This window comes from Microterricola gilva (assembly GCF_004217495.1).
Lineage (GTDB): Bacteria > Actinomycetota > Actinomycetes > Actinomycetales > Microbacteriaceae > Microterricola > Microterricola gilva.
The window spans coordinates 319,077-345,950 of sequence record NZ_SHLC01000001.1; the positions used below are offsets into that span (position 1 = coordinate 319,077).

Below are 26,874 nucleotides of genomic sequence, written 5' to 3' on the forward strand. Positions count from 1 at the left end.
CATGCGGATCCTCATCGTCTGCTCGTCCGGCGGCCACCTCACCCAGGCCCTCGCCCTGAAGGAGTGGTGGGGTCGGCATGAGCGCTCCTGGGTGACCTTGCCGACCGAGGACGCCCGGTCGAGGCTTGTCGGTGAGCGTGTCGTCGAGGCGCACTACCCGACCGTGCGCAACCTGCCGAATCTGGCGCGGAACTTCGCGCTGGCCCGCCGGGTGCTCCGGGCCGAACGCCCGGACCTCGTGTTCAGCACCGGCGCCGCCATCGCCCTGCCCTTCTTCGCGCAGGCGCGCTTCGTCGGAGCACGCACGGCGTTCCTGGAACCGGTCGACCGGATCACCTCCGCCTCTCTGAGCGGTCGGCTCGTCTACCCGTTCTCCGACAGCTTCCTCGTGCAGTGGGACGCGCTCGCGGCGATGTACCCGGGCTCCGAGAACATCGGCGTCGTGCTGTGATGCGCCCGTCGGTCGTCGTCAGCGCCGGAACGTACCACCTGCCGTTCAATCGGCTCACCGAGTGGATGGAACCCTGGACGGAGGCGCACCCAGAGGTGCACGTCGTCATGCAACATGGCCCCGGCAAGCCATTGGGGGGCGCTGAGAACCACGACGTGCTGCCCTACGCGCAACTGCTCACCCTCTGCTCCGCCGCCGACGCCGTGGTGCTCCAGGGCGGCGCAGGAGGGGTCATGGACATGCGTGCGCTGCGGCGGATCCCCATCGTCGTCCCGCGCATTCCCGTCGATGACGAGGTGGTCGACGACCACCAGCTGATCTTCACGGAGCGGGCGGCTGAGCTCGGCATCATCCACCGGGTGCTGACGCGGGAGCAGTTGTGGAGCGCGATCGACGCCGAGCTGGCCAGCGCGCGGGAGAGCCAGGACGCCCCGACGCCGACGCCGGGTGTGGCGAATCTCGCGGCGCTGCTGGAGCAACTGCCCAAGCCCTTGGGGCGTGGCGAACGTGTCCGGCGGCTCGCGCGTGTGGCGCGGGGTCTCGGCTCCTGATCGGTTCGGCCGAGCGCGCTACCGCTGCCGCCCCGCTGGGCTCGTCGATTCGTCCGCACGGCCGGTGCCGTCCAGCGTGCCAGGGAGAGGGTCCGGCGCCTGCTCGGCGTAGCGGCGCATGATCGGGATCTCCCGCCACAGCGCCACAATCCCGAGTCGGCCGCGGAGGAACCACAACAAGACCAGGTAGATCATTCCGAAGACGAGAAGCCCGCCGATGAGGGCGGGGAACGTGGCACCGAACACGAGACGCACCAGCACACCGCCGACGCCGAACACCGCGAGCGGAATCGTCATCGCGAGCAGCAACTTCCTCGGCTCGAGCAGCATCCGCATCCGCCTGTGCACCTGCCACGACGCGATCGCCGTATCGATGATCACGCACGCCGTCCAGGTGAGTGCGGCACCGAGGATTCCGAGCACGGGGACAAGCAGCAGGTTGAGGCCGACGCTGAGCACCAGGGCGAAGGCCTTGTTGTACATCTGCCAGCTGCTCTTGCCACCCTGCAGCAGCACGCTCTGCAGCATCCCGGCGCTCGTGGCGATCATCATCGCGCCGGCGAGGATGGTGAGAACGATGGATCCGGCCACGAACTCCGGGCCGAAGATCGCCAGCACGGCTGGACCCATCGTCGCGAGCGTCAGGTAGAACGGCCAACTCGTGAGGATCATCGCGCGCGCGACCTTGGTGTGCAGGGTGCGCGCACCGAGGAGGTCCCCGCGCGCGAGCAGGCGGGAGATCGCCGGGCTCACTGCCAACCGCATCGCCTGATCGACGACCTGGCCGGCGCGCACGGCGCGCGTCGCGATCGCGTAGACGCCGGCGGCCGACGGCGAAGCGAGTGCGGCCACGATCAGCACATCCGACCACTCCAGCGTCGTCTCGAGTGCGCCGCCGACGGCACGCGTCCCGCTGAACGCCCAGAACCGACGTGCTGCAACGCCGGCGGGCTCTGACGCGGCCTTGCGCGCACGCCAGTCCGTGATGAAAGGGCGGGCCAACACCGCAATCGTGACGATCAGCCAGAGCGGCAGCACCGCCATCCATGCGCGCACGGCGCCCAGCGCGTCGGCGGCCAGCATGATGGCCATGGCGACGAGCAGCACGCGGCTGAGGGGGAGCAGGATGTTCTGCAACAGCGTGAATGCCACGATGCCGCGCATCATGCGGGTCGCCGTGAGAAGCACGGCGAGGAGCGCGGACGGCACGACGTAGGGTGCGATGTCCAGGAGCAGCCGCTCGAGCTCACTTGTCTCTCCCGCGCCACTCAGCCACGCCGCCAACGGCCCCGCAGTGAGGTAGATGCCGATGGCGACGAACACGGAGAGGGCGGCGACGGGGACGACGGCGATGACGACGGTACGCCAACTCTCCCCGGTGCGCGCGAATGCGTGCTGTTCGGAGATGGTGCGCACGATGCTGCTGTTCGTGCCGAGTCGGAGAATCTGGCTGACGATGGTGAAGAAGCCGATCGCCTGGAAGAACACGCCCGTTCCGTGTGCCCCGAGACCATTTCCTACCAGGACGGCAAGAACGAGCGCGGCCAGAGCTGCGAAACTCGAGCCGATCAGACTGTACGAGCCGCTCCTGGCCAGTCGTTCAGGCCGCATGTGTGCTGACCTCCGTGCGCGGATTCGCGTTCCAGTACCGAGACGACGGAGCGTAACGCTCTCTCAGCATGACGCCGAGGACGAGGCAGATCGTGAGGATGTGCCGGTCGAGACCGTAGAAGATGCTGAGCGCGCATGCCGACACGATCGAGGAGTGCAGCCAGAGTGCCGAGACGTTCGGAGCCGACCACGTGCGGGCGAGGCCGCCCAACATGAAGAAGGCGAAGAGGGCGAGGCCGACGAAGCCGAAGCAGAACATCGCGTCCCAGATCATGCCCTGTGTTCCGACCGTGATCTCGCTGGTGAAGGACGGCCGTGGCGAGCCGTAGCCGAAGATCGGTGACGCGAGGGCTCGCACGAAGGTCTCCTCGTACAACGATCCGCGCCCTTCGGAGGTGTCGGCGGCATCCTGTCTTTCGGCGATTCCGTTGAGGGCCCCTGTCAGGGTGAGCAGCGCGACGAGGATGGTGCCGAGGGAGCCGACCCAGAGGAACGGCACCCACTTGCCGCGGCCGATAAGACGGAGGAGAACGTAGCAGACGGCCGCGATGAGCCCGACGAAGAGACCCCGATTCGTCGTCGCGATGGCCGGCGGGATCGCTGCCGCGATTCCGAGCATCAACCAGACCGTGGCAGCGGCCGTCCTGCGTTCGAGTGCCGTCGCGACGGCGATCGGAGTCAGGATCGCGATCGCGGCGCCCCAGCCGTTCGTGTACGGAAAGGGCGCGGACGGGCGCTCGAACGGTTGCTCAGCTCCCCACGGCGTCTGCACCTCCGCGAATGACGGGAATACGAGGTCGCGCACGTACTCGTTCTCGAGAATCGGTGCAGGCAGCAGCTGGCCGATGGTCATCGTCAGCGTCGTTTCGGGCCAGAGCATTCCGAGGTAGCCGCCGGCGATGACGAACACCCAGGTGAAGGTCAGGCCCGACATCACGCGGCGTACCGTGAGCGCGTGTCTGGCGTTGACAACGTAGACGAGCGCGACGGCGACCGCGGCGAACTGCGTGAACCGCATCGAGAATCCGACCATGCGGCCGAACGAGTCGAGCATGAGCGCGCAGGGGAGCATCCAGACGACGAAGGCGACGAATGGCAGCATGCCGGGTACGAGCTTCACCCGCGAGCGTTGCGAGAGGAACGCGATCATCGGAACAGCGACGATGATGGCGATGAACGGCAGCATTCCGAGGGCCCACCAGGCCGGCATGCCCCAGAGCAGCACGAGCACCGGCCAGCCGGGCAGCTCGCGCTGAGCGGGGTCGATCGTCGCCGCGTGCGAGTGATGCTGAGCCTTGCGCTGCAGTCCGATGCTCATCGTGTTCAGCCTCCCGCGGATGCCGTGGCCGGCCGACTCTGCGCCGCCAGCATGCGGTACTTGCGGCGGAAGGAGAGGGCGGCCACGGCGAGCGTGAACGCGAAGAGGAGAAGATACAGCGTCGCGAACAGGGCCGGGAACGGCAGCGCCAGCACCGTCAGATACACCGTCCCGACGTCGTAGGGCGTCTTGACGAAGGACATCCAGACGGGCGCGTCCGACTCGGCGGAACCCGCCTGACCGAGTTTCTCGGCCAGCGTCTGTGCGAAGAACCACACAGAGCTGAGCAGCATGTAGCCCAGCGCTGCCCCGACCAACCAGAACGAATCGCTCCAGCGGAAGAAGTGCACGGCGATCGCAAGATGAAACAGCGGGAGCCGCGCCGCATCGACGACGTGGTCGAGCCACTCGCCAGCCAGGCTGCCTGAGCCGGTCAGCCGGGCGAGCTGGCCGTCGGCCGAGTCAAGGGCGTAGCCGGCGAGGAGGAGTGCGGTCGCGCCGAGAGCCACCGCGATCGTGGGCGGCAGCAGCGCAATCAGGAGCAGGGCCGCCAACGAGCAGAGCGCGCTCAGCAACGTGACGGCGTTGGGGGAGAGGCCGAGCACGGAGGCGGCAGCCGCCGCGCGGCGGCCAAGGGGGCGGTTGACCCAGCGGAGGTAGGCGGGCTGGCCGGCGCCGGACTTCTGCGCCGATGCCAGGCGCGCCACCGCGGCCCGATAGCTGCTCTGGACCACTTTTCCTCCGTCTATCGCTGGTGTACCTACCGCCTCCGCATCAGCCCCCGTGCCCGACATGTCACCGCGTGCCGTTCAACGAGAGGTCGAAACTCGCGGTCGGCGAGCTCCGGTAGTTGAGGTGCGTCGAAGCGGCAATGGTGTTCGTGCCAGCGACCAGCAGATTCACCGGCACGTCGACAACGATCCTGTTGGCGGCGGCCGCCGCGGCCGTCGGAGCGGTCGTCGCGTAGCTGTTCTGGGTGAGCGTCCCCGCCGGCAGGTTGGCCCTGGCGATCTCCGTCCCGTTGAGGTACACGACGACACCGTCATCGGCGATCACGCTGAGCTGCGCGGTCAGGATTGTTCCGGGGTCGGCCACGGTGAACGATGAGCGGAACTGCGCGCTCAGCGGCCGCGGCGTCGGGGCGCCGACCGAGATATTGGTCTGCTGCCCCGGCGCGTTGAAGCCGAGCACGGCGGCACCGGACGCCCATGCCGAGTCGTCGAACGCCGTGGTGTTCCAGTCGGCCGGCAGGGCCGCCGAGGTGTACTGCCACCTCCACGTCGAACCGTTCGCGATGAACGCCACGTTCGGGTCAACGGGCCCGGCCGGGGTCGTCACGTTCGCGGTGCCTGGCGTCGAGATCTGCCCGAAGGCGTTGACCGCGACGACCGAGTACGCATAGCTCGTCTCCGGCGTGAGCCCGGTGTCTGTGAACGTGAGTCCCGGTGCCGGGACGACGCCGACCTGGTTGCCGTCGCGCGACACCCGGTACTCGGTGACCGCGGATCCGGCCGGCTGAGTCCACGAGAGCTGCGCGGTGGTCGAGTCGCTCGCGCTCCCGGTCACCACGGGGGCGGCCGGAGCAACGGGCGGCTGGCCGACCTTCGCCGTGAATCGCAGATCGAAGCTCAGGTCGGGCGTCGTGCGGAAGTTCGCGTGCATGGAGGCGGCCACGACGTTCGTGCCAGCAACCAACAACGAACTCGGAACGTTGTACACGACCCGTGCCCCGGCAGCGGGGCCGGACCGCGGAGCGGCCGACGCGTAGCTGTTCTGGGTGAGGGTTCCCGCCGGGAGGTTCGTCCGCCCGACCTCGGTTCCGTTGACGTAGACCACAACACCGTCATCCGCGATCACGCTGATCTGCCCGTCCACGACGGTCAGCGGGTTCGAGACGGTGAACGTGCGTCGGAACTGGGCGCTCAGCGGACGCGGGCTCGGTGCGCCCACCCCGATGTCGGTTCCAAGTCCCGTTGTCCCCAGGCCGAGGACCGAGTTGCCGCTGGCCCATGCCGAGTCGTTGAACGCGACCGTGTTCCAATCTGCGGGCAGAGCAGCCGAGTCGAAGCGCCACTTCCAGTTCGCACCGGAGGTGATGAAGGTCAAATCGGATGCACTCGGCGGTGCCACCAGGTAGACGGCCGTTGTCGCCGAGCGGTTGCCCGTCGCGTCGACGGCCCGAACGAAGTAGCGCACCGGTGTGGCTTCCGTCGGAACATCGAAGCTCGTGGACGTCGTCGACACGACCACCTTGTTGTCTCGGATGACCTCATAGCTGACCGCGCTGCGGTTGTCCGTGGAGCCATTCCAGCTGAGGTGTGTCGTGCCTGCACCGATCGGGGTGCCGCCCAGGCCGCTCGGCGTGCTCGGGGCGACGATGTCACGCGCCGCGAACCGAGCGAAACCGCCCGACCACTGGTTCACTTCCCCGGCACGCGTGGAGTAGGCGAAGTCGCCGCCCGACCAGAAGTTGCCAGCCGAGTCGGTGAAGAACGCCCAGGCGCCGAATCCGCGACGAGCCTGCACGATCGGGTTGAAGTCCGGCAGATAGGCTCCGGTCGTTGCATCCCACGCGCCGAACAGGTTGATGCTGTCGCCCTGTGTCCAGTTGGTGCCGACATCTGGCCAGTTGTATGCGCTCGAGTAAGCGAAGTCACCGCAGTGGCAGCCACCGAACACGATGTTGGTGTTGGGGTTGACGACAACCGCCTGGAAGTCTCCGCCGTTCTTCGTGATGTTTCCCGCCTTGGACGCGAAACTGGTGCGGTCGTACTGGATCAGGCTGTGCTCGGACCCACCGAGCCAGACGTTACTCCCCGCCTCGGCGATGCCGAGCTGCCAGGTGCCGTGTGCTGCGCCGCCGCTGAAATGCGGGGTGAACACAGGCTGCACCTGGTCGGCCCCCGCGGTCGACTGGAGGGCAACGGCGTTCCGCGCCACGTTCGCGCCGGTCTGCTGGAAGTACCCAGAGAAGTAGGCACGATCGCCGGTCTTCGAGGCGTCGACGCCGACGCTCGTGCCGTTGAGGTTCGGGTTCCAGTTCGTGTCCGGCGCGCCCGTCGTGACGTTGATTCTGCCGCCGTTCCACGTGCTCGCGGTGGGGCCGCTGGCCGGAACGAGGTGGGTGAAGTTACCAGAGAGGTAGAGCCACCCGTTCTCGATGGAGAATCCTCTGACCTGGCTGGTACCGCCCACATTGCGGTTTTCCGCCTGGACCTGCCAACCGGATGCCTTGGCTCCCGTCTGGGCGTTCAGCACCACAACGCTCTGCTGGGTGGAACCGTCGACCTGGCTGAAGTCACCGCCGATGGCCAGCCGGCCGTCAGGGAGCCCGATGATCGCCTTCACCTGACCGTTCAAGTTGGGCTTGAAGCTCGGGATGAACTCACCGGTGTTGACGTCGAATGCGGCCAGGAACTTCTGTTCGATCTTGTTGGTGCCCGTCGCATTGAGCGTCCGTTGCACGTACTGGAAGTTGCCTCCCACGTACACGGTGTTGCCGACCTGGCCGAATGCGGCCACCTCGGTGTTCAGCTCTCCGTCGATGCCGTTCGCCTGCCCGGTGACACCCCACCGCGTCGTGATGGCGTCGCTCTCCGGCATCGCGCGCAGCGTCTGCGCCGGTGCGCCGGCATCCGGGATCGTGCCGAAGTTCATGTCGGCGATCTTCAGCTTCGGCCGAATGAACACCTGGGTGAACGGCCGTGCGCCGCCCAGACCGTTCGTGTTCGACCAGAGATAGGAGGTGGCGCTGTTCGTTCCGGTCACACCGCTGCCGAAGGAGAAGCCGCCGACCCAACCCTGCGCCGAGGAGATCGACTGGTCGACCCTCCTGTACGCGGTGTTGTTGCCGAAGCTGGCCGTCTGCCCACCGGACCCGGATCCGACCGCTGCGGCCGGACTGCCGGTGAAGGTGTAGGTGCCGACAGGGTGCTCACCACGGAAGGTCCACACCCAACGGTCACGCTTGGTCATCTTGAAGCGCACCTCTTGGAAGGTCGTGCCCGTCGTGTTGGTCGCCCTCTTCAGCCGGATGCCATCGGCGAGATCCTTGACGGCAGTGCCGTTCAGGAGGCCGTCGACCGTCAGGGCCGCGAGCTGCGCGGTCTGGAACGCTCCGGTTCCGCTCGGCGTTGTCGCCACATTGGCGGCGCGCAAGCCGTTGTAATTGTTCTTCCAACCCTCGCGGCCGCGCCCGACGAGGGCCCAACCGCCGCCGTCCGTCGTCATGTCGCAGTAGACCTGAGTCGGTGCCTTCAGCGTCGGTGTGACCACCCAGTAGACGCCATCGGCCGAAGCCGGATAATTCTGCTTGGCCTCCCAACACGACCCGGCAGCGGTCGGCGATGTGAGCCCGTCGGGCAACGCCGTCGCCGCCGTTGCCGTTTCGGCAGGGGTGACGACGCTGAGGAGCGGGACGGTTATCGCGATCGCGGCAGCCCAGACGAGCATTGGCCGGAGCCACGAACGCCGGTCACGGCGTGCGGTGTGTTGAGTGACGTTCATGGGAGTGTCCTTCTGTCACGCGCAGGGTGCGCTGTCGGGGATTTCGTGTGTCGCGATCTTCCAGAACCCGTCGATGTACTGGGCTCCGTAGGTGTGCAGGACAGGGCCGCCGGGGTTGTACATGCGGTCCTTGAGTGAGTTGCCGTTCTCGTCGACGACGTCGATGGCTGATGCATCGATGCACACGTCGAGGATGACGGTGGGTGGGGTTGCGGTCAGGTCGATCGATCGCGTCGTGACGCTCGTGATCGTGGCTTTGCCGACCTGCTTGTAGCCGAGTTGCTCGCGTTCTTCGGCCAGGGCCTGAAGCTCGCCCTGGACGAAGCCGGTGGCGATCAGTTCGATGCCGTCGGTGTCGCCGTCTGCCCGTTGGGCGATCTCGCCGGTTGCCTTGACGACCGCGGTGATCGCCACATCGGCGGCCTCCGCCGATTCGGCCTCGTCACCAAGCGGTTGCGGCTCGGTGGGTGGAACGGCCAGCGGAGTCACCGGCGCGGTCGGGTCGAGCTCCTCATCGCCGGCGTCGACTGGCGGTGCCGCGGTCTCCGCGACATTCGTCGGGGAGGATGCCGCTGATGTGCCGAACCAGCCGAACGCGGCGCCAAGTCCCAGCGTCGTCGCGATGACGACCGCCAGCGCTGTCGCCGCGAGCACAACCATGCCGGAGCGCCCATGGCGCCCAGAGGGCTCGGGATTCCGGCTGTCGCCGAGACCGGGCGGCTCCCAATCGTCGGGGCCCGTGCCCCAGGAGTCTGAATCGTCGTGACTCATCGTGCCGCCGCCTCTCTGCTGTGGTGAAGCACGCCGGTGTCGCTGTGCCCGGCGTCCGGGCGCTGTCCGCGGAAGCCGAGCTGATGCTCGAGGAACCACTCGTACGTAGTGCGGAGGCCGTCGTCGAGGGAGATCGACGACTGCCAACCGAGGGCGGCGAGCCGTGAGACGTCGACGAGCTTCCGTGGTGTCCCATCCGGCATGCTCGCGTCGAACGTGAGCTGGCCGTCGAAGCCGCTGAGCTCGGCGATGGACTCGGCGAGCTCGCGGATGGTGCAGTCGACTCCCGTGCCGATGTTGATGTGCGAGACGCGCTCGTCGGCCTCCGACCAGTAGCTTTCCCGGCTGAGCTCCAGCAGATGCACGCTGGCCGCGGCGAGGTCATCGACGTGCAGGAATTCTCGACGCGGACGCCCACTTCCCCACACCGCGACCTCGGCGGCGCCGGAGGTGACGGCATCGTGGAACTTACGGATGAGCGCCGGGATCACGTGGCTCATTCGGAGATCGAAGTTGTCGCCTGGCCCGTAAAGATTCGTCGGCATCGCACTGCGGTAGTCACGACCGTACTGGCGGTTGAAGCTCTCGCAGAGCTTGATGCCGGCGATCTTCGCGATGGCGTATGGCTCGTTCGTCGGCTCCAAAACGCCCCCGAGCAGGTACTCCTCGCGCATCGGCTGCGCGGCATCCCTGGGATAGATGCACGACGATCCCAGGAAGAGCAGTCGGTCGACACCGCTGTCATGGGCGGACTTGATGACGTTGGCCTCGATCATCAGGTTCTGGTAGATGAAGTCGGCTGGGAAGCTGCGGTTGGCCTCGATCCCGCCGACGCGGGCAGCGGCCAGGTACACCTGGTCGAAGCTTGTGCTCTGGAAAAAGGCCCCGACGGCCCGCTGGTCGAGCAGATCGAGCTCGGAGCGGTCTGCGGTGACGATGTCGGTGTAGCCGAGGGCGGTCAGCCGGCGCACAATTGCGGAGCCGACCATGCCGCGGTGCCCGGCGACGAAGACGCGTTCGCTCCGGTCGGCGCGCATCATGATTCCACCGTCACAAGGGCCGGGTAGCCGAAGGCCTTGAGCAATGCCGTCTGCTTCGCCGTCTCTAGGTCCGCCGCGACCATCTCTGCGCAGAGCTCGCGCGCTCCCATCGATGGAATCCAGCCGAGCTCCGCCCTGGCGGACGAGGAATCACCGAGCAGGGTCTCGACCTCGGCAGGACGGAAGTAGCGCGGGTCGATCCGCACGATGACGTCCCCTGGAGCCACACCGGGGGCGATCTCGGGGTCGACCGTGTCGACGATGCCCACCTCATCGACGCCGCTTCCCGCGAAATGCAGGCCGATGCCGGCATCCTCTGCCGCCCAGCGGATGAACTCGCGCACCGAGTGCTGTTCGCCCGTGGAGATGACGTAGTCCTTCGGGGCATCGCCCTGGAGCATCATCCACTGCAGGCGCACGTAGTCGCGGGCGTGACCCCAGTCGCGCAGCGAGTCGATGTTGCCGATGTACAGGCAGGGCTCAAGTCCCTGCGCGATGTTCGCGATCGCCCTAGTGACCTTCCGGGTGACGAAGGTCTCGCCGCGCCGTGGTGACTCGTGATTGAAGAGGACTCCGTTGCAGGCGTACATGCCGTACGACTCGCGGTAGTTCACGGTGATCCAGTAGGCGAAGAGCTTGGCGACGGCGTAGGGGGAGCGGGGGTAGAACGGTGTCGTCTCCCGTTGCGGGATCTCCTGGACCTGGCCGAACAGTTCCGACGTCGAGGCCTGGTAGAACCGCACGCGCTCCGTCATGCCGAGCAGCCGGATCGCTTCCAGGATGCGGAGCGTTCCGAGGGCATCGACGTCGGCGGTGTACTCCGGCGTCTCGAAGCTCACCGCGACGTGGGACTGCGCGCCCAGGTTGTAGATCTCGTCGGGCTGCGCCTCCTGGATGATTCTGGTGAGGCTCGAGCCGTCGGTGAGGTCGCCGTAGTGCAGGTGCAGGCGTCGGTGCTGCTCGTGCGGGTCCTGGTAGATGTGGTCGATTCGCTGAGTGTTGAACTGCGACGAACGGCGCTTGATCCCGTGCACCTCGTAGCCCTTGTCGAGCAGAAGCTCGGCCAGGTAGGAGCCGTCTTGGCCCGTGATGCCGGTGATCAGTGCGCGGCGGGTCATGAGCTCACCCCCGCGGTGTCCGCGCGTTCGAGCGGCGCGGATTGCCCCGTGTTCAGCATGTCCAGCGCTCGCCGCAGACGGGTGCTGGACGTGGTCATCGTGTACGGGAAGTAGACGACCTCGACGCCGACGTCGGCGAAGGCGAGCTCAAGCGAGTAACCGCGCTCCGTGCCTTTCCAGTCGTCGCCCTTGAAGTAGATGTCGAAGCCGACCTTCTGCCAGGTCTCGAGCTTGTCCAGCGCCGTCTCGGCCACGGCCTCGTCGACGAAGGAGATGTGGCGAACGATTTCGAGTCGCTCCACGAGCGGCACGACCGCTGCCGCGCCCTTCGTGCGCAGCAACACCTCGTCGGAGACCACACCGGCGATCAGGTAGTCACACTGACTCCTCGCGTGCCGAAGGATGTTCAAGTGGCCAACGTGGAAGAGATCGAATGCCCCTCCCGCGTAGCCGACGCGGTGCCGGATTCTGCCACCGGCTTCCGGAATGTCCATCAGTACGCCCCCTTCGGTGTGATGATCGTTTTGAATGTGCGCCAGATGATCATGAGGTCGCCGGTCAGCGACCAGTTCTCGACGTAGTAAAGGTCGAGCCGGACGCTCTCCTCCCAGCTGAGATCGGAGCGACCGCTGATCTGCCACAGGCCCGTGATTCCCGGCTTGATGAACAGCCGGCGGTGAACGCTTCCCTCGTAGCACTGCACCTCGCTGCTGAGCGGAGGTCGGGGCCCGACGATGCTCATGTCCCCGACCAGCGCATTCCAGATCTGGGGGAGTTCGTCGAGCGAGTACTTGCGGAGACCGCGCCCGACCCGGGTGACCCGGGGGTCGTTGCGCATCTTGAACAAGACGCCGGAGCCCTCGTTCTTGTCGAGCAGGCCGGCCAGATCGTCCTCGGCCGTCTGCACCATCGAGCGGAACTTGAGCATCTGGAAGGTGCGCCCGTTGCGGCCGCAGCGCTCCTGCCTGAACAGGATCGGGCCGCGGCTGTCCAGCTTGATCACGATGCCGATCACGAGCATCAACGGGAACAGCACGATCAGTGCCACCGCGGCCAGAGTCACGTCAAGCGTGCGCTTGAGGATGTGCTTGCCGCCCTCGAAGCTCGGGATCTCGACGTGGATTAGCGGTAATCCATCAACCGGACGGAAGTGGATGCGGGGGCCGGCGACATCCGTGAGCCGGGAGGAGAGCACGAGCTCGGCCGCCGTCCCCTCGAGGTCCCAACCGAGGGTGCGGATGAACTGGCTGCCGCCGTCGGGCTGGCCGGCGACGATAACAGTGTCGGCGGAGACGGACTCGGCCGCCTCGGCAATCCCCTCGAGGTCAGAGACGACGGGAACGTGCTGCGCCCCGACCGTGAGGCCTTGCCCGTCGTCGTCCTCGAGCGAGACGCCGACCACGTGGTAGGCCGCGCCGGACTTCGACTCGATCTGCGAGATGACGTAGGCGACGTCTTCCCTCTTGCCGACGACGATGGCCCTGGCGAGGTAGTGGCCGAACAGGCGCTGGTGCAGCAGCCACTTGCGCCACAGCCAGCGGTCGAGCAGCAGGCCCAGAACACCGATCGGCAGTGCAGCGATGAAGTAGCCGCGGGCGACATCGACCTGCAGCACGAGGAAGGTGATGGCGAGGAGCCCGAAGGCCAGGGCGCTGGCGTTCACGACCCGCTTGTACTCGGTCACGCCGACACCGACGATGTGGGGGTCGCGGGTGTGGAAGGCGGCGAGCGTCAGCAGCCAGGCGAACACGACGAGGCCGGCAACGAGTGCGTACTCGGCGGCCAGCGACTGCGGGTGCTTGAGCGAGGTGCTCGACGCGAAGCCGATGAGTCCGACCACGCTGACGATGGCGAGGATGATGCCGACATCCGTGAGCCGGAGCCGGTCGCGGTAGAGCCGAGCCCAGCGAAGCCCGGAGGCCGGGAAGTCGACCGCTGGCGTGGTGGGGAGCGCGGCGGGCATCCCGACGAGCTCAAGGCGACGGCGTCCTGATGCGGTGTCTCTGCGCGCCCGGGGGCGTGGCTCGCTCATGGCCTTGCCGCGATTCGGCGCGGGTAGGGCCGGTGGGCGAACAGCGGCGACTGCGGGTTCAGGCCGGTGCTGTCTTGTGTTGTGGGTCGTCGAAGCGGTCGACGAATTATCAGTGCGATCACGAAAATCCCTGCATTTCGGGTTTACAGGTACTGCGTCGGGTTGATGCAAGATCGACTGCGCGTGGGCTGCTAGGACAACCCGGCCATCAAAGTTGATGGCTGCTCAGCTCTTCTCGTGGATGACCTTACGCCTCGATTGGGGGGTGGCGATACCCCAGAATGGGGGGTGCGTTCCGTCGGAAAAGTGGACGCGAATGCTGTAAAGGACCGGAATGACGGGGATGTGCGCGGCTCGGAGCCGGCACGCAGATTGCTCACATTCGATGCAAAGGGGTTGTGCAGCGGAGCGTGAGGCGGAGCCGAGGTGCGTGATCGCGCCCGCCGCGTCCAGGCGCAAAAAACGGCCCCGCCGAAGCGGGGCCGTTCAGTAACCCATAGGGTTCAGCGCGCGCCAACAGGTGGCGGCGCGGTACTCAGACTAGAGCGGGCGGATGTTCTCAGCCTGCAGGCCCTTGGGGCCACGGGCGGTCTCGAACTCGACCTTCTGGTTCTCGTCGAGGCTGCGGTAGCCATCGCTCGCGATTGCGGAGAAGTGCGCGAACACGTCGGCGCTTCCGTCGTCGGGGGTGATGAAGCCGAAGCCCTTTTCAGCGTTGAACCACTTCACGGTGCCGGTTGCCATTTTGTCTCTCATTCATGAGGTAATCGATCGGATCCGACCTTCGAATCCGAGCGTCGCGTGTCTTGATTCGCCCTCAGAAAAGCGCCCATGAACCGGTCGGTTCGTGGTTGCTTGAAATACAATGCGCAACACAACAACTTGAGCGTCAACACTAGCCCATGAACCCGTGATATTGGTGAACTTTTTTTCGGGCGGATGCCGGATTGTTACACAAGCGGGCGAAATGGGGTGGAAACCCCCGGCTTTCTGCGACTTTTTGATCCTGTGGACCACGGCGTGGTCCGCATCCCCTGGCGTGGGTCGGAGGAGAACAATGCGCGGATCCATGGGTCGAGCCAGCGTGCAGCCGTGAGCTCGGCTACAACCAAGGCGGCTGAAGGCAGGTGAGCTCAACTTCTTCACGCACAATCCGTCGAATGACCGCTTCAAGTTCATTCATACCCGGGCACATAGGTGCACTCAAAATTGCCGCTCGTGTGGCAGAGCTTCGATGCATGCGAGCAACTCGGCACTGGGATGATCCGCCTGCGGCAGTCGATGGCCGAACGATCTGCGGGTGCGGAGTCAGACCGTACCGGGCGGCCTAACGCCGGCCTCCCCTGCCCACTTCTCGGCTGCGCGGAGGTATGAAGTAAGGTCGCCTCGGGCGGCCAACTGGAGAACGTCCCAAAACTTCTCCATCACAGTCTCGTCGTCCATCCCATCCAGCCATGTGGTGAACGTCGGCCGTGATTCCATCCCGAACTGGCCAACCATCATCTCCAGGATATCGACCCGGAGTTGCTGGCCACCGATGCGGTGCTGCATGCGCTTGGCCGCCGACGTCTCACGGGCTGAACGCCATGCTGCGTCTGTGCTGTCATACACGACGCTGATGTCGAGCGCTGGCGGGATGGGCGGGAGGTCGGTCTCGCCCGCGATGAGGATGGGCAGCGCTTGCCGCCGCACCCAGTCGGCGATCTCCCCTGCTTCTCGCATCAGCGTTTGCCACGCTCCGGTGTGTGGGCGCTGCACCGCTACCTCGGGCCACACCGACAACAGTTCGCGCGTACCAATGGGCACGGCGGCTAATACCTCGCCGACCTCTACGACATCGCGTTCGCCCAGAGCCCTGCTTGAAATCTTCGAGTCAAGATCGAATCGCGCAACCCGCGTCAAAGCAACGGTTGGCTCTCGATGCTTCGCGAAGTTCGTGTGCTCAGTGAGGAGACGAAGCGGGTGGTGGTGGGGGTCTTGGCGTTGGAAAGGCTGAAGGCGCAGAACGCGCTCGTAGACGTCATCGCCGGGCGCAAACATCTCTAACGAAAGGCGGTGTTTGTTCCTCGCCCATTGCGCAAACCTCTCGGGCTTGTCGAATGCGGGGATCTCGAGCGCTCGCGACTCATCTAGGGTGAGCGGGCGGTTGACCCTATGCTGCACTTCGGCGAACAGTGCGTGCTCGATCGAGTTGCGCGCCTGATTCAGAGCGTCGGCGAAGAGGCGGGCCGCAGCTTGCGGCAGCGGTCGGATTCCTGCGAGCACCACCTGTTCCTCGCTTTCAGTGAAGCGGCGAGTGAGCTGCACCGGCTCGTCGCGCTGATAGCGCTCCAATGTGGCAGAGAGGTTGCTGATAATGCCGTCGATGTGGGCGGAGGTGAAGAAGGCGTGCTCCTGGTGCTCGGGAAGCCACGAGCCGACCGCTGGCGTCGCCACGCTCAGCCCAGCCCGCGCACGGTCAGAAGCTCGCACGCCCTCAGAGTCGAACGCTTCATGAAGTCATACTGGCCCAGAATTCGTTTCGATGAGCGATCGGTGGCTGGGACTGACCAACACAATCGGGCCAGCGTGCGCTCGTCTCCGTGTCGAACGACGACCGCAGTCCTGAAGAGTTCGTTGTCGCGGCGGATGTACTCTCGGCCATCGCGATCGTGCTGAGTGAAATGGGCGAGCCGGATGAGGAGGTCCGCGCAACGTTGTATGGGCGCTGGCATTGCATGCGCCCCAAGCGTTTTCGCAGCGGCAGCAAGCGCCGTTACTACCTCGCCACGACCATCAGAAGAGACCGCTGAAGAGTCTGCACCCCTTGAGCCGGTCCGAGCGTATTTGGGAGCAGCTCAGCCAGAGGACCAGCTAGCCGCGGTGCTGAAGTCGCGCGAGCACCTCGAGCACCTCGCCGCCCTGTACCGCCCCCATTAGGGAAACGGAGCGCTTAGCGCGGGAAGGTTAGAAATTCCAGGGGATTGATGATCTATCGACGAGCTGTTCGACTGCGCGTCGAAACACGAATTCCCAGTCGTCGACGTCGACACCGTCCGGTGCCATGGAAATGGTTCCCGAACTAAAGCTGAACTTCGGCCCGAAGAGGTTGTTCCCCGTGATCCGGAAGCCGAGTTGCTCGGCGGTGGCGGTGTAACCCGTAGCGAGGTTCTCTACTCCGAGGCTCGTAACTACCCAGTCGCCTGGGAGGAGCTCTCGCAGCTGCCCGCGCACAGTCTCATGTCCCGGATCGGCGTGCACATCGTGCGATGCGATTCGCAGGGCTCGTTCCAGTTCTCTGACGGCAAACGCAAAGTCGAGCGCTTTGGCTTCCGCGAAACGTTGCCGGCCGCGCATCCTCGCCTGCAGGGACTCCACGAGTTCCACCGCCGACTGCCCCGGCTCCCACCGAACGTCGTACCAGGGAAGACCAAGTTCCCCTTGAACCTTGTCCAGGATGGCGGTGACGGTCAGCCGAGGCACCGCCCCATCATCGATGACCACTCCGTCACCTCGTGTCACGCGGTGGGTGCCCCAGTCGAACCTAAGTAGCGTGTGGCGGTTGGTGCGGCTCCCAGGCACGGCCACCGAGCGCCCCACGGCATCGGCTCTGATTGCTGTGTCAAGTGTGGAGGCGAGAGCCTCCTGTGTCAGGTTCTCGGTCAGCTCGTCGAGCATCTGGTTCGCCTCGCTGCGTGCTTTCGCCTTGCGGCCCGCGAGTTCACCTTCGAGGTCCTCCAGTCGGTTCGAGAGTCGGGTGGTTTCAGCCTCGATGATCGACCGCGTGCTCTCCTCGACCTTGCGGGTGATCGAGCGGGTGAATCGCCGCTCCATCACGAAGATGATGAACGCCAATAGGAAGGTCGACCCAATACTCGTGAGCGTCCCTGTGATAATCGCAGGCCACTTCCAAGCGAGATCCGCAACGATGCCAAGAGCGATGAATGCGACACCGGCCCCGATAGCGCCCAGCACCAACCACCAATTGAACGTCTCTCGCGCGTTTTTCACCACCCCTCGAATCTAGGCGTGGCCGCGGACACCGTGATGTGCGTTCTCGCTGACGAAGACTAGCTGCGCGGCCGGAGCATCGCTCTGATGCTGGCCGTTGATCGGCCCGCTTGTATCAGGGCGGCGAGCTTGGCGGCGTCGTCGGCCATTGCGTGCAGCCCCTCCTGGTAGCGGTCCCAGAGAGCATCGTTGTTGTCGGGCAGGTAGACGAGTTCCAGATCCGGCGCATTCGCGACCCACCGCCCGTTCTCGGGCGTGGTGTCGCCGATGCGAATGACTAGGGCATCTGGCGCTTGCATGCCGTAACCGCGCAGTTGGCCTAGATTTGCGTCGAGCATCAGCAATGGGTTTTCAGATGTGACAACCATGTGCCCCGTGTCCTCGTCAGGGTCACCGGGACGAAAGTTCTCGACGCGGTCGTGGTCGTGCTCGGGTACGAGAGCAGTGGCCCGCGGCCCCATGAAAGCCAGGTCGTCCGTGGACCGCTGGCGCGCCAAGAGCGATACTGGCCGAGGCGTCAGCTCATAGCTCAGATGTCGGCCTGTGAGCACGAGCATCGCGCTCGCGGCAGCGCAGTCGGCGTAGGCGCCGTAGGAGTACCCGATCAGCTCCACGGCAGCCAAGAGGCTCGCGTGTGCGTCAGTAGCGGCACCTGCTGCACGTTGCTTGCGGAGTCTGCCACCCTTGCCCATGGGGCGATGATAGCGGTACTCAGGAGCTCAACCCGAGGATTGACCGCTGACGGTCCTCCATGAGTTGCCGTGATCATTTCAGGTCGTGGGACGAGTCCCCTCCTAGCCTCCAGACCATTCATGCACCATCAGCGACTCCGCTCAGCATCGCGACCCCTGTGTGGACCACCTCGAGCGTTGGATGTAGTCGGAGCGAGCCCGGCTCGAACATCAGCAAAAGGCGGATGCCTGCGCCTTCCGGGGCTTCAATGACCGCGCAAGGTGTTTAGCCGTCGCATCCCCGATAGCCCAGGTCGGGCTCCCAGTAAGACTCTCCGTCAAAAGTGACGTCCGGCCAGACGTCGCAATTGAGGAAGGGCTCATCGTCCGACTCACCCTCGACTCGGAGCTGCACATAGTCCAAGACGAACTGCAGCGAGAACATCTGAAACTCGACGAGGCAGGAAAACAACTGGTTGGGAGGTACTTCGCTGGATCCTCCGCATTCGAGCATTTCCCACCGACCGAACCGATTGTGCGGGCCACGATGCCAAAGCCACCGCACGAGCTTAGATCGGTGAGTGCGACGCATCGAAGGAGTGACCTCATGCCGCGCCGACAAGCTCGTCCTTGGCCTGAGGTCGGTCGACTCCGACCACACCCACGTCGGTGTGCGGGTTGTCGTACATCTCGCAAGAACCCGGAATGGCACAAAGCCGAACCATGCGAACCCGGAACGGCACATTGATGGCACAGCCTCATTGGCGCCCTTATGGAATGGCGCGCCGAAACAAGAAAACCCCCGGTTTCCCGGGGGTTTTGATTGTGGCTCCGACCGGCATCGATCCGGTGACCTTTCGATTTTCAGTCGAACGCTCTACCAACTGAGCTACAGAGCCCGGAGCATTCGAAAATGCTGCCGAGAAGGAGAAAGCCCCAACTTTCGAAGGGGCTTGTCGCCTAAGCGACCCTGACGGGACTTGAACCCGCGACCTCCGCCGTGACAGGGCGGCACGCTAACCAACTGCGCTACAGGGCCTCGTAATGAAGCGTTTTGTGCTTTCGCACTTTTCAATTGTACATACTTTGTTGCTATTCAATTTTGTGACCCCAACGGGATTCGAACCCGTGCTGCCGCCGTGAAAGGGCGGTGTCCTAGGCCACTAAACGATGGGGCCGGATGTCTTGAACTGCAGGACAACCGAGGCATAAGCATACGTACATTCTCGACGATTGCCAAAACGGCTGCGCCCGGGCGTGTCCCCCGTTCGCGGCAATCCGCGCCACGGCCCGGAATTGCGCGGGAATTGGCGACCATGCGGGTTAGTGTCGCCGGTGTCGTGTGACGGCTGCGCCTGGCGCTGCCGTCAAGCGATCGAGGAGGCGGCGGAAGCGCGTCTGAGCGCTCTCGTGGCCGAATTGTTACTGTTGGCAGTGTTGTCATCGTTGCAAAAGTGACGGATGTTACTTGTCGAGGGTTTTCGGGATCCTCGAACTGGGGAGATATGAAGCGCACAAGACAGACACAGGGACGCGGTTTTGCCGCGTTGTGGCAGAGCGTCGCTCGCTACCGCATCCGTTCGAGCATCGGCGCAGGTATGGTGGCTGCACTGACCGTGACCCTCGCATTCGGCGGTCCGGCTGCGGCCGCGGGATTCCCCAGCTGGGATGACGTGCAGGCAGCCAAGGCGAACTCGGCATCGGCTGCGGCCGCCGTCGACAACATCAGGGCGCTCATCGTCGAACTCGACGTCGCCGCCCAGGCCGCGCAGGCCGAGTCCGACAAGCGCAGTGCTGAGCTTCTCATCGCCCAAGACAAGTTCGACGAGGCCTCAGAGCGCGCCGCGGCGCTGCAGGCACAGGCCGATGCGAGCAAGGCGACGGCGGATGTCGCAACCAAGCAGGCCGGCCAGCTGGCCGCGCAGCTCTACCGCTCCGGTGGGGGAGACCTCAGCGTCAACCTCTTCCTCGAGGGCAAGCCCGACGCCGCCGTCGACGAGGCCGACGGCCTGCTTTCCCGCCTCGGCAGCATGAGCAAGATGGTGGAGCGCAGCACCGACATCTACACGAGCGCGCAGGCCTCCACCAACACGGCAGCGGCGCTCGGCGCCCAGGCGGACATCGCCACCGCGGAGCGCGAAAAGCTCCGCGTCGCGGCGCAGGACGCCCTCGCGGCGGCCGTTGCGGCCCAGCAGGCGGCCGACGCGGCACTCCAGGAATCGCGGGACCGCAGCGTCGTGCTCGACGCGCAGCTCGCGTTCATGCTCGATGAGCAGGCGAAGACGACAGCGGCCTACCAAGAGGGCGAGCGTCAGCGCATCGCGGCCGAGGCCGCTGCCAGAGCGGCCGAGGAAGCCGCCAAGGCTGCGGGCGGCGGTGGCGGCAGCAGCGGTGGCGGCCCCGGCCCCGGCCTCGGCGGCGGCTACATCAACAACGGCTGGGCGGTCCCGGCATCCGGTCGGATCACCGACAGCTACGGCCCCCGTCCGGTTATCTGCGGCGGAGGAGGGTGCAGCAGCAGCTTCCACCGTGGCACCGACATCGGCACCGGCTGCTACTCCCCGATCTACGCGGCGTCATCGGGCACCGTGGTCTACTCGGGCTGGAACGGCACCTACGGCAACTGGATCCAGATCGACCACGGCAACGGCGTGAGCACCGGTTACGCTCACATTCGCGACGGCGGGCGATTCGTCGGCGTCGGCGATTGGGTGGACGTCGGGCAGAACATCGCGAGTTCCGGAACGACGGGGGCATCCACCGGCTGCCACCTGCACTTCGAGGTGTACATCAACGGCGGCCGCATCGACGCCGCTCCATTCATGGCAGATCGTGGGGTACCCCTTGGCTGATCCACGCACACGACCGCTCTCGCGCGTCAAGCCGGTCACGGTCTTCTCGGCCGTCACAATCGGCGCCATGGCGGCAACCGTTGGCCTTGCCGGCCCCGTCGCCGCCGCGCCCGACTACCCCTCGTGGGACGACATCCAGAACGCGAAGAAGAACGAGGCGACGAAGAAGGCCGAGATCGACAAGATCACCGGCTTCCTCGACGGCCTGCGTGCGAAGGCAGATGCCGCGATGAAGCAGTCGCTGATCGCGTCGGAGGCCTGGCGGACGAATCAGGAGGATCTCGCCGCCGCCACGGGGCGCGAGTCCAAGCTCAAGGATCAGCAGGCCGCCGCCACCAAGAAGGCGGAGACCTCGAAGATGCGTGCGGGCCTGCTCGCCTCGCACCTGGCGCGCTCCGGCGGCCAAGACATGTCGATCAACCTGTTCCTGGAGGGCGACGGCGCCGACGACCTGCTGCGTCAGCTCGGAGCGGCGAGCAAGCTCAGCGAGCAGTCGCAGAAGATCTACGACGAGGCGATCCAGGACAGCAACACCGTCGCCTCGCTCGCCGAGCAGGCGCGTGCGGCGACCACGGAGCGCGAACGCCTGGCCGCAGAGGCCCAGACCAAGCTCGACGCCGCGAATGCCCTCGCGCAGGTGGCCGTCGACGCTTATGACGCCGAGCAGCGCAAGTCCGATGAGCTGTATGCACAGCTTGCGGTGCTGCGCGACAGCACCGCCCAGCTCGAGCGCGAACGCGTCGAGGGCGAGCGCGCGGAGGAAGCCGCGAAGAACCCGCCGCCCGTGGTGCAGCCGCCGGCTGGAGGCAACGGCGGCAATGGAGGAAACGGCGGGTCGACGCCGACCCCGCAACCGAGCAACCCCGCCGTCACGCCGCCGGTCACGCCTCCCGTGAACCCGCCCGTGACCCCTCCCGTCAAGCCCCCGGTCACGCCGCCGGTGACGCCGCCGGTCAACAGCAGCGCCGCGGAGCAGGCGATCTCCTTCGCGCTGGCCCAGCTCGGCGACCGCTACGTGCTCGGCGGTGCCGGCCCCGATGTGTGGGACTGCTCCGGCCTGACGCGCGGAGCCTACGGCAGCGCCGGCGTCTGGATCGGCACGCACTCGGCCACCAACCAGTACCGAACGATGGCTGCACAGAACCGACTCGTGCCGTTCAGCGACCGCCAGCGTGGCGACCTGATCTTCTGGACCGACAATGGTGGCGGGGACTACTACCACGTCGCGATCTACCTCGGCAACGGCCGCATCGTGGAGGCACCGAACGAGACCAGACCGGTGCGCGAGTACTTCATCTGGGGCATGGGCGACGTGGCCTCGTACGTGGGGCGCCCGGGCTAGCCGTCGACCGGCGCTGCGGCATCCGCAGCCCGGCGCTTAACGCGAGAAGGGGCACGCCACGCGGCGTGCCCCTTCTGCGTGCGGTCGATCAGTGACCGGGGAAGGCGACGATTCCGGCCTCGATGATCGCGGTGGCTTCGGCGGCGTCGCCCCAGCCCTCAGTCTTGACCCACTTGCCGGGCTCGAGGTCCTTGTAGTGCTCGAAGAAGTGCTCGATCTCCTTGCGCTGGAACTCGGGGATGTCTGTGACGTCCTGGATGTGGTTCCAGCGGGGGTCGCCGGCCGGAACCGCGATGACCTTGGCGTCGCTGCCGCCGTCATCGGTCATGTTGAAGACGCCGACGGGGCGCACCTTCACGCCGACGCCGGGGAAGAGCGGGTAGTCGAGCAGCACGAGCACGTCGACCGGGTCGCCGTCGAGGCCGAGGGTGTTCTCGAAGTAGCCGTAGTCGGTGGGGTACACGAAGGTCGTGTAGAGCACGCGGTCGAGGAACACACGACCGGTCTCGTGATCGACTTCGTACTTGTTGCGGCTTCCCTTGGGAATCTCAATGACGGCGAGGTAATCGGCCATGGCGGGGTCTCCTTGTATCCATGAAGAATGAGCGGATGCTGCGCAAACCCCGAGAGGGGAAAGTCCGGAATAAGGTTACTTGATGGATTCTGCACGCCGCCCCCGCCTGACTCCGGCCATCGCCGACGTGCGTCGCGCGGTGCGCGGAAGCCTCGAATCACTCGATCGAGACACGTCCCCGCTCGTTCTCGTCGGGCTGAGCGGCGGTGCCGACTCCCTCGCCCTCGCCGCCGCGACGGCGTTCGAAGCGCCGCGCGCCGGTGTGCGCGCTGGCGCCGTGATCATCGACCACGACCTGCAGGCGGGGTCGGATGCCGTGGCCGAGCGCGCCGCGGAACAGGCGCGCGACCTCGGGCTCGACCCGGTGCTCGTCCTGCGGGTAAGTGTCGGGGTCAACGGTGGTGCGGGTGGGCCGGAGGCGGCCGCGCGGGAGGCGCGCTACGACGCCTTCGAGCGCGCGCTCGGCGAGACCGGCGCAGCCGGCATCCTGTTGGCGCACACCCTCGACGATCAGGCCGAGACCGTGCTGCTGGGCCTGGCCCGCGGCTCCGGGCCGACGAGCATGCACGGCATGGCCGCGCGGAACGCTCGCTACCTGCGACCGCTGCTCGGCATCCGCCGGGCCGACACCGTGCAGTTCTGTGCCGATTCCGGGCTCGATCCCTGGCACGACCCCCACAACACCGACCCCGCGTACGCCAGGGTGCGGGTGCGGCAGAATGTGCTCCCCGTGCTTGAGCGCGAGCTCGGGCCCGGCGTCGCCGAGGCGCTCGCCCGCACAGCCGAGCAGCTCCGGGAGGACTCCGCGGCGCTCGACGAGATGGTGCTCGAGTTCATCGAGGAGATCTGCGAGCCGGCCGAGGCCGGCATCGCGGTATCGGTGGCGGCCCTCGCGGCGAACCCGGCCGCGCTCAGGCAGCGCGTCATCCGCTTCGTCGTCCAGAGCGAGTTCGGCGTGAGCCTCGATCGTGTGCACACGCTGTCGGTCGCGCGCCTGGTCACCGACTGGCACGGTCAGAAAGCGCTCAACCTCCCAGGCATTAGAGTTGAGAGGAACGCCGGGCTCCTCGTCTTCACGGCCGCGTAGCCTCGTTCCCCACCCGCACGACAGCTCAGCAGCAGGGTATCGGCGCAGCCGATGCCGGAACGGATATGCGTCCATGGACTCCCACCACTTCGCCGGCGACCTCGACGAGATTCTGCTGACGGAAGAGCAGATCCACACCCGCCTCGCAGAACTGGCACGCCAGATCGAGGCCGACTACGCGGGGGAGAACGTGCTCCTGGTCGGCGTGCTCAAGGGCGCCGTCATGGTGATGGCCGACCTGGCCCGCGAGCTGGACATGCAGGTGACGATGGACTGGATGGCGGTCTCCTCCTACGGTTCAGGCACCGCGTCGAGCGGCGTCGTGCGCATCCTCAAGGACCTCGACAGCGACCTCACCGGGCGCAAGGTGCTTATCGTCGAAGACATCATCGACTCCGGCCTGACGCTCAGCTGGCTGATCTCCAACCTCAAGTCGCGCGGACCGGAGTCCGTCGAGATCTGCGCCCTGCTGCGCAAGCCGGAGGCAGCCCGCGTCGACATCGACGTCAAGTACCTCGGCTTCGACATCCCCAACAAGTTCGTCGTCGGCTACGGCCTCGACTTCGACGAGAAGTACCGCAACCTCCGCAGCGTCGGCATCCTGGCGCCGCGCATCTACAGCTAAAGCGCGCGACGCGAAGCGTCGCGAAAGGCGGCAGCCCCGTCGAAGGCAGACCCAGGAACCGCAAGCGATGCTGGTGCGGTTTCGACTCGCTCAAGCACCGGTTTCGACAAGCTCAAACAGCGGGTTTCGACACGCTCAACCACCGGTTTTCGACACGCTCAACCACCGCGGCGCTCAGCCGCCGATGCCCGTTGATTGAGCCTGTCGAAATCAGGAATCAGGGGCGCGCCAACGCCACACGGTGAGCCTGCAGCGAACATGCGGCAATCGTGCAGCACCGTCGCGGTAGCCTTGCAGCACCATGAACGTCAAGAAGCTTCTTCGGGGTCCGCTGCTCTACATCGTGCTCGCGGTTGTTGCCGTGTGGATCGGGTCAAGCCTGATCACTATGTCTGGATTCCGCGAGGTCTCCACCCAGGAGGGCTTGCAGTTCCTCAAAGACGGCAAGGTCGCCAGCGCGAAGATCGTCGACGGCGAACAGCGCGTCGACCTCACGCTGACCAAGGCTGACCCCAAGCTGGGCGAGCAGGTGCAGTTCTACTACGTTGCGCCGCGCGGCACCGAGGTCGTCGACGCCGTGACGGCCGCCGACCCGGCCGACGGCTTCGACGACGAGGTTCCGCAGCCCAACTGGCTGCTCTCGCTGCTCGGCATCCTGCTCCCGGTGCTGCTGATCGGCCTGTTCTTCTGGTGGATGCTCTCCAGCATGCAGGGCGGCGGCAACAAGGTCATGCAGTTCGGCAAGTCGAAGGCCAAGCTCGTCTCGAAGGAGAGCCCCAAGGTCACGTTCGAGGATGTCGCAGGCGCCGACGAGGCGATCGAAGAACTCGAAGAGATCAAAGACTTCCTCAAGGACCCGGCCCGCTTCCAGGCCGTCGGTGCCCGCATCCCGAAGGGCGTGCTGCTGTACGGCCCTCCCGGAACCGGTAAGACGCTTCTCGCCCGCGCCGTTGCAGGCGAGGCAGGCGTTCCGTTCTACTCGATCTCCGGATCGGACTTCGTCGAGATGTTCGTCGGTGTCGGCGCCAGCCGCGTTCGCGACCTGTTCCAGCAGGCCAAGGAGAACGCCCCGGCCATCATCTTCGTCGACGAGATCGACGCCGTCGGCCGGCACCGCGGTGCCGGAATGGGCGGCGGCCACGACGAGCGCGAGCAGACGCTCAACCAGCTGCTCGTCGAGATGGACGGCTTCGACCCCAAGGCCAACGTCATCCTGATCGCCGCGACGAACCGTCCGGACATCCTCGACCCGGCTCTGCTGCGTCCCGGCCGCTTCGACCGCCAGATCGGCGTCGACGCCCCCGACATGCTCGGCCGCAAGAAGATCCTCGAGGTGCACGGTCGGGGCAAGCCGCTCGCCCAGGGTGTCGACCTTGAGGTCGTCGCCCGCAAGACGCCCGGTTTCACCGGTGCGGACCTGGCGAACGTGCTCAACGAGGCCGCACTGCTCACGGCGCGCTCACACGCCCAGCTCATCGACAACCGTGCCCTCGACGAGGCCATCGACCGCGTCGTCGCCGGCCCGCAGCGCCGCACCCGCGTGATGAAGGACAAGGAGAAGCTGATCACGGCCTACCACGAGGGCGGCCACGCCCTCGCTGCAGCGGCCATGAACTACACGGACCCGGTGACCAAGATCACGATCCTGCCCCGCGGCCGTGCCCTCGGCTACACGATGGTGATGCCGCTCGAGGACAAGTACTCGGTCACGCGCAACGAGTTGCTCGACCAGCTCACCTACGCCATGGGCGGCCGCGTCGCGGAGGAGATCGTCTTCCACGACCCGACCACCGGCGCATCGAACGACATCGAGAAGGCGACGGCCACCGCGCGCAAGATGGTGACCGAGTTCGGCATGAGCACCGACGTTGGCGCCGTCAAGCTCGGCCAGTCGAGCGGTGAGATGTTCCTCGGTCGCGACATGGGCCACCAGCGCGACTACTCGGAGCGCATCGCCGAACGCGTCGACCAGGAGGTCCGCGCCCTCATCGAGCAGGCGCACGACGAGGCCTGGGCCGTGCTCAACGACAACCGCGACGTGCTCGACCGACTGGCCGCTGAGCTGCTCGAGAAGGAGACGCTCGACCACAACCAGATCGCCGAGATCTTCAAGGACGTCAAGAAGCTGCCTGAGCGCCCGCAGTGGCTCTCCAGCGACAAGCGCCCACTCTCGACGGTTCCGCCGATCGAGTACCCCGTGCTCACCTCCCCGGTGAACCCGGGTGCAACCGATGGCGGCGTGCTCTCCGAAGATGTTCCGGGTGCCGCGGCGGTCGAGGCCTCGGACCAGCACCCCCGCGCCACGAACCCGCGCCCGGCCACGGCCTAGGCGGCG

At 66.1% G+C, this 26,874-nt stretch carries 22 protein-coding genes and 3 tRNA genes; 8 read left to right on the forward strand and 17 right to left on the reverse strand.

Features of this window, described 5'->3' with window-relative positions:
• The first annotated feature begins 1 nt into the window (after window position 1).
• Both EV379_RS01355 and EV379_RS01360 read left to right on the forward strand, forming a co-directional pair.
• Entirely contained in the window at window positions 2-451 is a 450-nt protein-coding gene (locus EV379_RS01355; protein WP_130504575.1) for a glycosyltransferase family protein, read from the forward strand.
• A complete protein-coding gene (locus EV379_RS01360; protein WP_242616440.1) occupies window positions 451-1,002 on the forward strand; it encodes a glycosyltransferase in 552 nt (183 codons plus the stop codon). Before EV379_RS01355 ends, EV379_RS01360 begins: the two co-directional genes overlap by 1 nt.
• An 18-nt stretch (window positions 1,003-1,020) precedes the next feature.
• On the opposite strand, the gene EV379_RS01365 is transcribed toward EV379_RS01360, so the two are convergent.
• The 11 genes from EV379_RS01365 to EV379_RS01415 form a co-directional block, all read right to left on the reverse strand.
• Window positions 1,021-2,613: an oligosaccharide flippase family protein gene (locus EV379_RS01365; RefSeq protein WP_130504577.1), complete on the reverse strand. Its 1,593-nt coding sequence runs from the start codon at window positions 2,611-2,613 to the stop codon at window positions 1,021-1,023.
• Window positions 2,603-3,931: an O-antigen ligase family protein gene (locus tag EV379_RS01370; RefSeq protein ID WP_130504578.1), complete on the reverse strand. Its 1,329-nt coding sequence runs from the start codon at window positions 3,929-3,931 to the stop codon at window positions 2,603-2,605. Before EV379_RS01370 ends, EV379_RS01365 begins: the two co-directional genes overlap by 11 nt.
• A gap of 5 nt (window positions 3,932-3,936) precedes the next feature.
• Entirely contained in the window at window positions 3,937-4,665 is a 729-nt protein-coding gene (locus EV379_RS01375) for a CDP-alcohol phosphatidyltransferase family protein (RefSeq protein ID WP_242616181.1), read from the reverse strand.
• 61 nt (window positions 4,666-4,726) lie between these two features.
• A complete protein-coding gene (locus EV379_RS01380) occupies window positions 4,727-8,437 on the reverse strand; it encodes a fibronectin type III domain-containing protein (protein ID WP_130504580.1) in 3,711 nt (1,236 codons plus the stop codon).
• Between the two features lie 15 nt (window positions 8,438-8,452).
• Window positions 8,453-9,208, reverse strand: coding sequence for a hypothetical protein (locus tag EV379_RS01385; RefSeq protein WP_130504581.1), 756 nt, complete (start codon window positions 9,206-9,208; stop codon window positions 8,453-8,455).
• On the reverse strand, window positions 9,205-10,248 hold the full coding sequence (gene fcl / locus EV379_RS01390; protein ID WP_278044014.1) for a GDP-L-fucose synthase: 1,044 nt from the start codon (window positions 10,246-10,248) through the stop codon (window positions 9,205-9,207). The genes EV379_RS01385 and fcl overlap by 4 nt, the downstream gene beginning before the upstream one ends.
• Window positions 10,245-11,366: a GDP-mannose 4,6-dehydratase gene (gene gmd, locus EV379_RS01395; protein WP_130504582.1), complete on the reverse strand. Its 1,122-nt coding sequence runs from the start codon at window positions 11,364-11,366 to the stop codon at window positions 10,245-10,247. Before gmd ends, fcl begins: the two co-directional genes overlap by 4 nt.
• Complete coding sequence (locus tag EV379_RS01400) at window positions 11,363-11,860, reverse strand: FAD synthase family protein (protein ID WP_130504583.1); 498 nt, start codon at window positions 11,858-11,860, stop codon at window positions 11,363-11,365. Before EV379_RS01400 ends, gmd begins: the two co-directional genes overlap by 4 nt.
• Window positions 11,860-13,398: a sugar transferase gene (locus EV379_RS01405; RefSeq protein ID WP_242616182.1), complete on the reverse strand. Its 1,539-nt coding sequence runs from the start codon at window positions 13,396-13,398 to the stop codon at window positions 11,860-11,862. Before EV379_RS01405 ends, EV379_RS01400 begins: the two co-directional genes overlap by 1 nt.
• A gap of 540 nt (window positions 13,399-13,938) precedes the next feature.
• Entirely contained in the window at window positions 13,939-14,142 is a 204-nt protein-coding gene (locus EV379_RS01410) for a cold-shock protein (RefSeq protein ID WP_055835239.1), read from the reverse strand.
• A 564-nt stretch (window positions 14,143-14,706) separates the two neighbouring features.
• On the reverse strand, window positions 14,707-15,834 hold the full coding sequence (locus tag EV379_RS01415) for a hypothetical protein (protein ID WP_130504585.1): 1,128 nt from the start codon (window positions 15,832-15,834) through the stop codon (window positions 14,707-14,709).
• Between the two features lie 146 nt (window positions 15,835-15,980).
• On the opposite strand from EV379_RS01415, the gene EV379_RS01420 reads away from it, so the two are divergent.
• The gene (locus tag EV379_RS01420) at window positions 15,981-16,190 is read left to right on the forward strand and encodes a hypothetical protein (protein WP_130504586.1); all 210 of its coding nucleotides are present in this window, start codon (window positions 15,981-15,983) and stop codon (window positions 16,188-16,190) included.
• 154 nt (window positions 16,191-16,344) lie between these two features.
• Here EV379_RS01420 and EV379_RS01425 read toward each other — a convergent pair whose 3' ends face one another.
• The 5 genes from EV379_RS01425 to EV379_RS01445 form a co-directional block, all read right to left on the reverse strand.
• Window positions 16,345-17,391 (reverse strand): hypothetical protein, encoded by a 1,047-nt coding sequence (locus tag EV379_RS01425; RefSeq protein ID WP_130504587.1) that lies wholly within the window; start codon window positions 17,389-17,391, stop codon window positions 16,345-16,347.
• A 56-nt stretch (window positions 17,392-17,447) separates the two neighbouring features.
• A complete protein-coding gene (locus EV379_RS01430; RefSeq protein ID WP_130504588.1) occupies window positions 17,448-18,080 on the reverse strand; it encodes a hypothetical protein in 633 nt (210 codons plus the stop codon).
• 805 nt (window positions 18,081-18,885) lie between these two features.
• Window positions 18,886-18,958, reverse strand: a tRNA-Phe gene (locus tag EV379_RS01435).
• 66 nt (window positions 18,959-19,024) lie between these two features.
• Window positions 19,025-19,098 (reverse strand) — tRNA-Asp (locus EV379_RS01440).
• A 66-nt stretch (window positions 19,099-19,164) separates the two neighbouring features.
• Window positions 19,165-19,237, reverse strand: a tRNA-Glu gene (locus EV379_RS01445).
• Window positions 19,238-19,564: 327 nt separating this feature from the next.
• On the opposite strand from EV379_RS01445, the gene EV379_RS01450 reads away from it, so the two are divergent.
• Together EV379_RS01450 and EV379_RS01455 are read left to right on the forward strand one after the other, a co-directional pair.
• Window positions 19,565-20,911, forward strand: a complete 1,347-nt coding sequence (locus EV379_RS01450; RefSeq protein ID WP_130504589.1) for a peptidoglycan DD-metalloendopeptidase family protein — start codon at window positions 19,565-19,567, stop codon at window positions 20,909-20,911.
• On the forward strand, window positions 20,904-22,253 hold the full coding sequence (locus EV379_RS01455; RefSeq protein ID WP_130504590.1) for a C40 family peptidase: 1,350 nt from the start codon (window positions 20,904-20,906) through the stop codon (window positions 22,251-22,253). The genes EV379_RS01450 and EV379_RS01455 overlap by 8 nt, the downstream gene beginning before the upstream one ends.
• Before the next feature lie 88 nt (window positions 22,254-22,341).
• On the opposite strand, the gene ppa is transcribed toward EV379_RS01455, so the two are convergent.
• Entirely contained in the window at window positions 22,342-22,827 is a 486-nt protein-coding gene (gene ppa / locus EV379_RS01460; protein WP_055835226.1) for an inorganic diphosphatase, read from the reverse strand.
• An 82-nt stretch (window positions 22,828-22,909) separates the two neighbouring features.
• On the opposite strand from ppa, the gene tilS reads away from it, so the two are divergent.
• From tilS to ftsH, 3 genes are all read left to right on the forward strand, one after another.
• Complete coding sequence (gene tilS / locus EV379_RS01465) at window positions 22,910-23,914, forward strand: tRNA lysidine(34) synthetase TilS (RefSeq protein WP_130504591.1); 1,005 nt, start codon at window positions 22,910-22,912, stop codon at window positions 23,912-23,914.
• A 73-nt stretch (window positions 23,915-23,987) separates the two neighbouring features.
• Window positions 23,988-24,539: a hypoxanthine phosphoribosyltransferase gene (hpt, locus tag EV379_RS01470; RefSeq protein ID WP_130504592.1), complete on the forward strand. Its 552-nt coding sequence runs from the start codon at window positions 23,988-23,990 to the stop codon at window positions 24,537-24,539.
• A gap of 301 nt (window positions 24,540-24,840) precedes the next feature.
• Window positions 24,841-26,868, forward strand: a complete 2,028-nt coding sequence (ftsH, locus tag EV379_RS01475) for an ATP-dependent zinc metalloprotease FtsH (protein WP_130504593.1) — start codon at window positions 24,841-24,843, stop codon at window positions 26,866-26,868.
• Window positions 26,869-26,874: the final 6 nt, after the last annotated feature.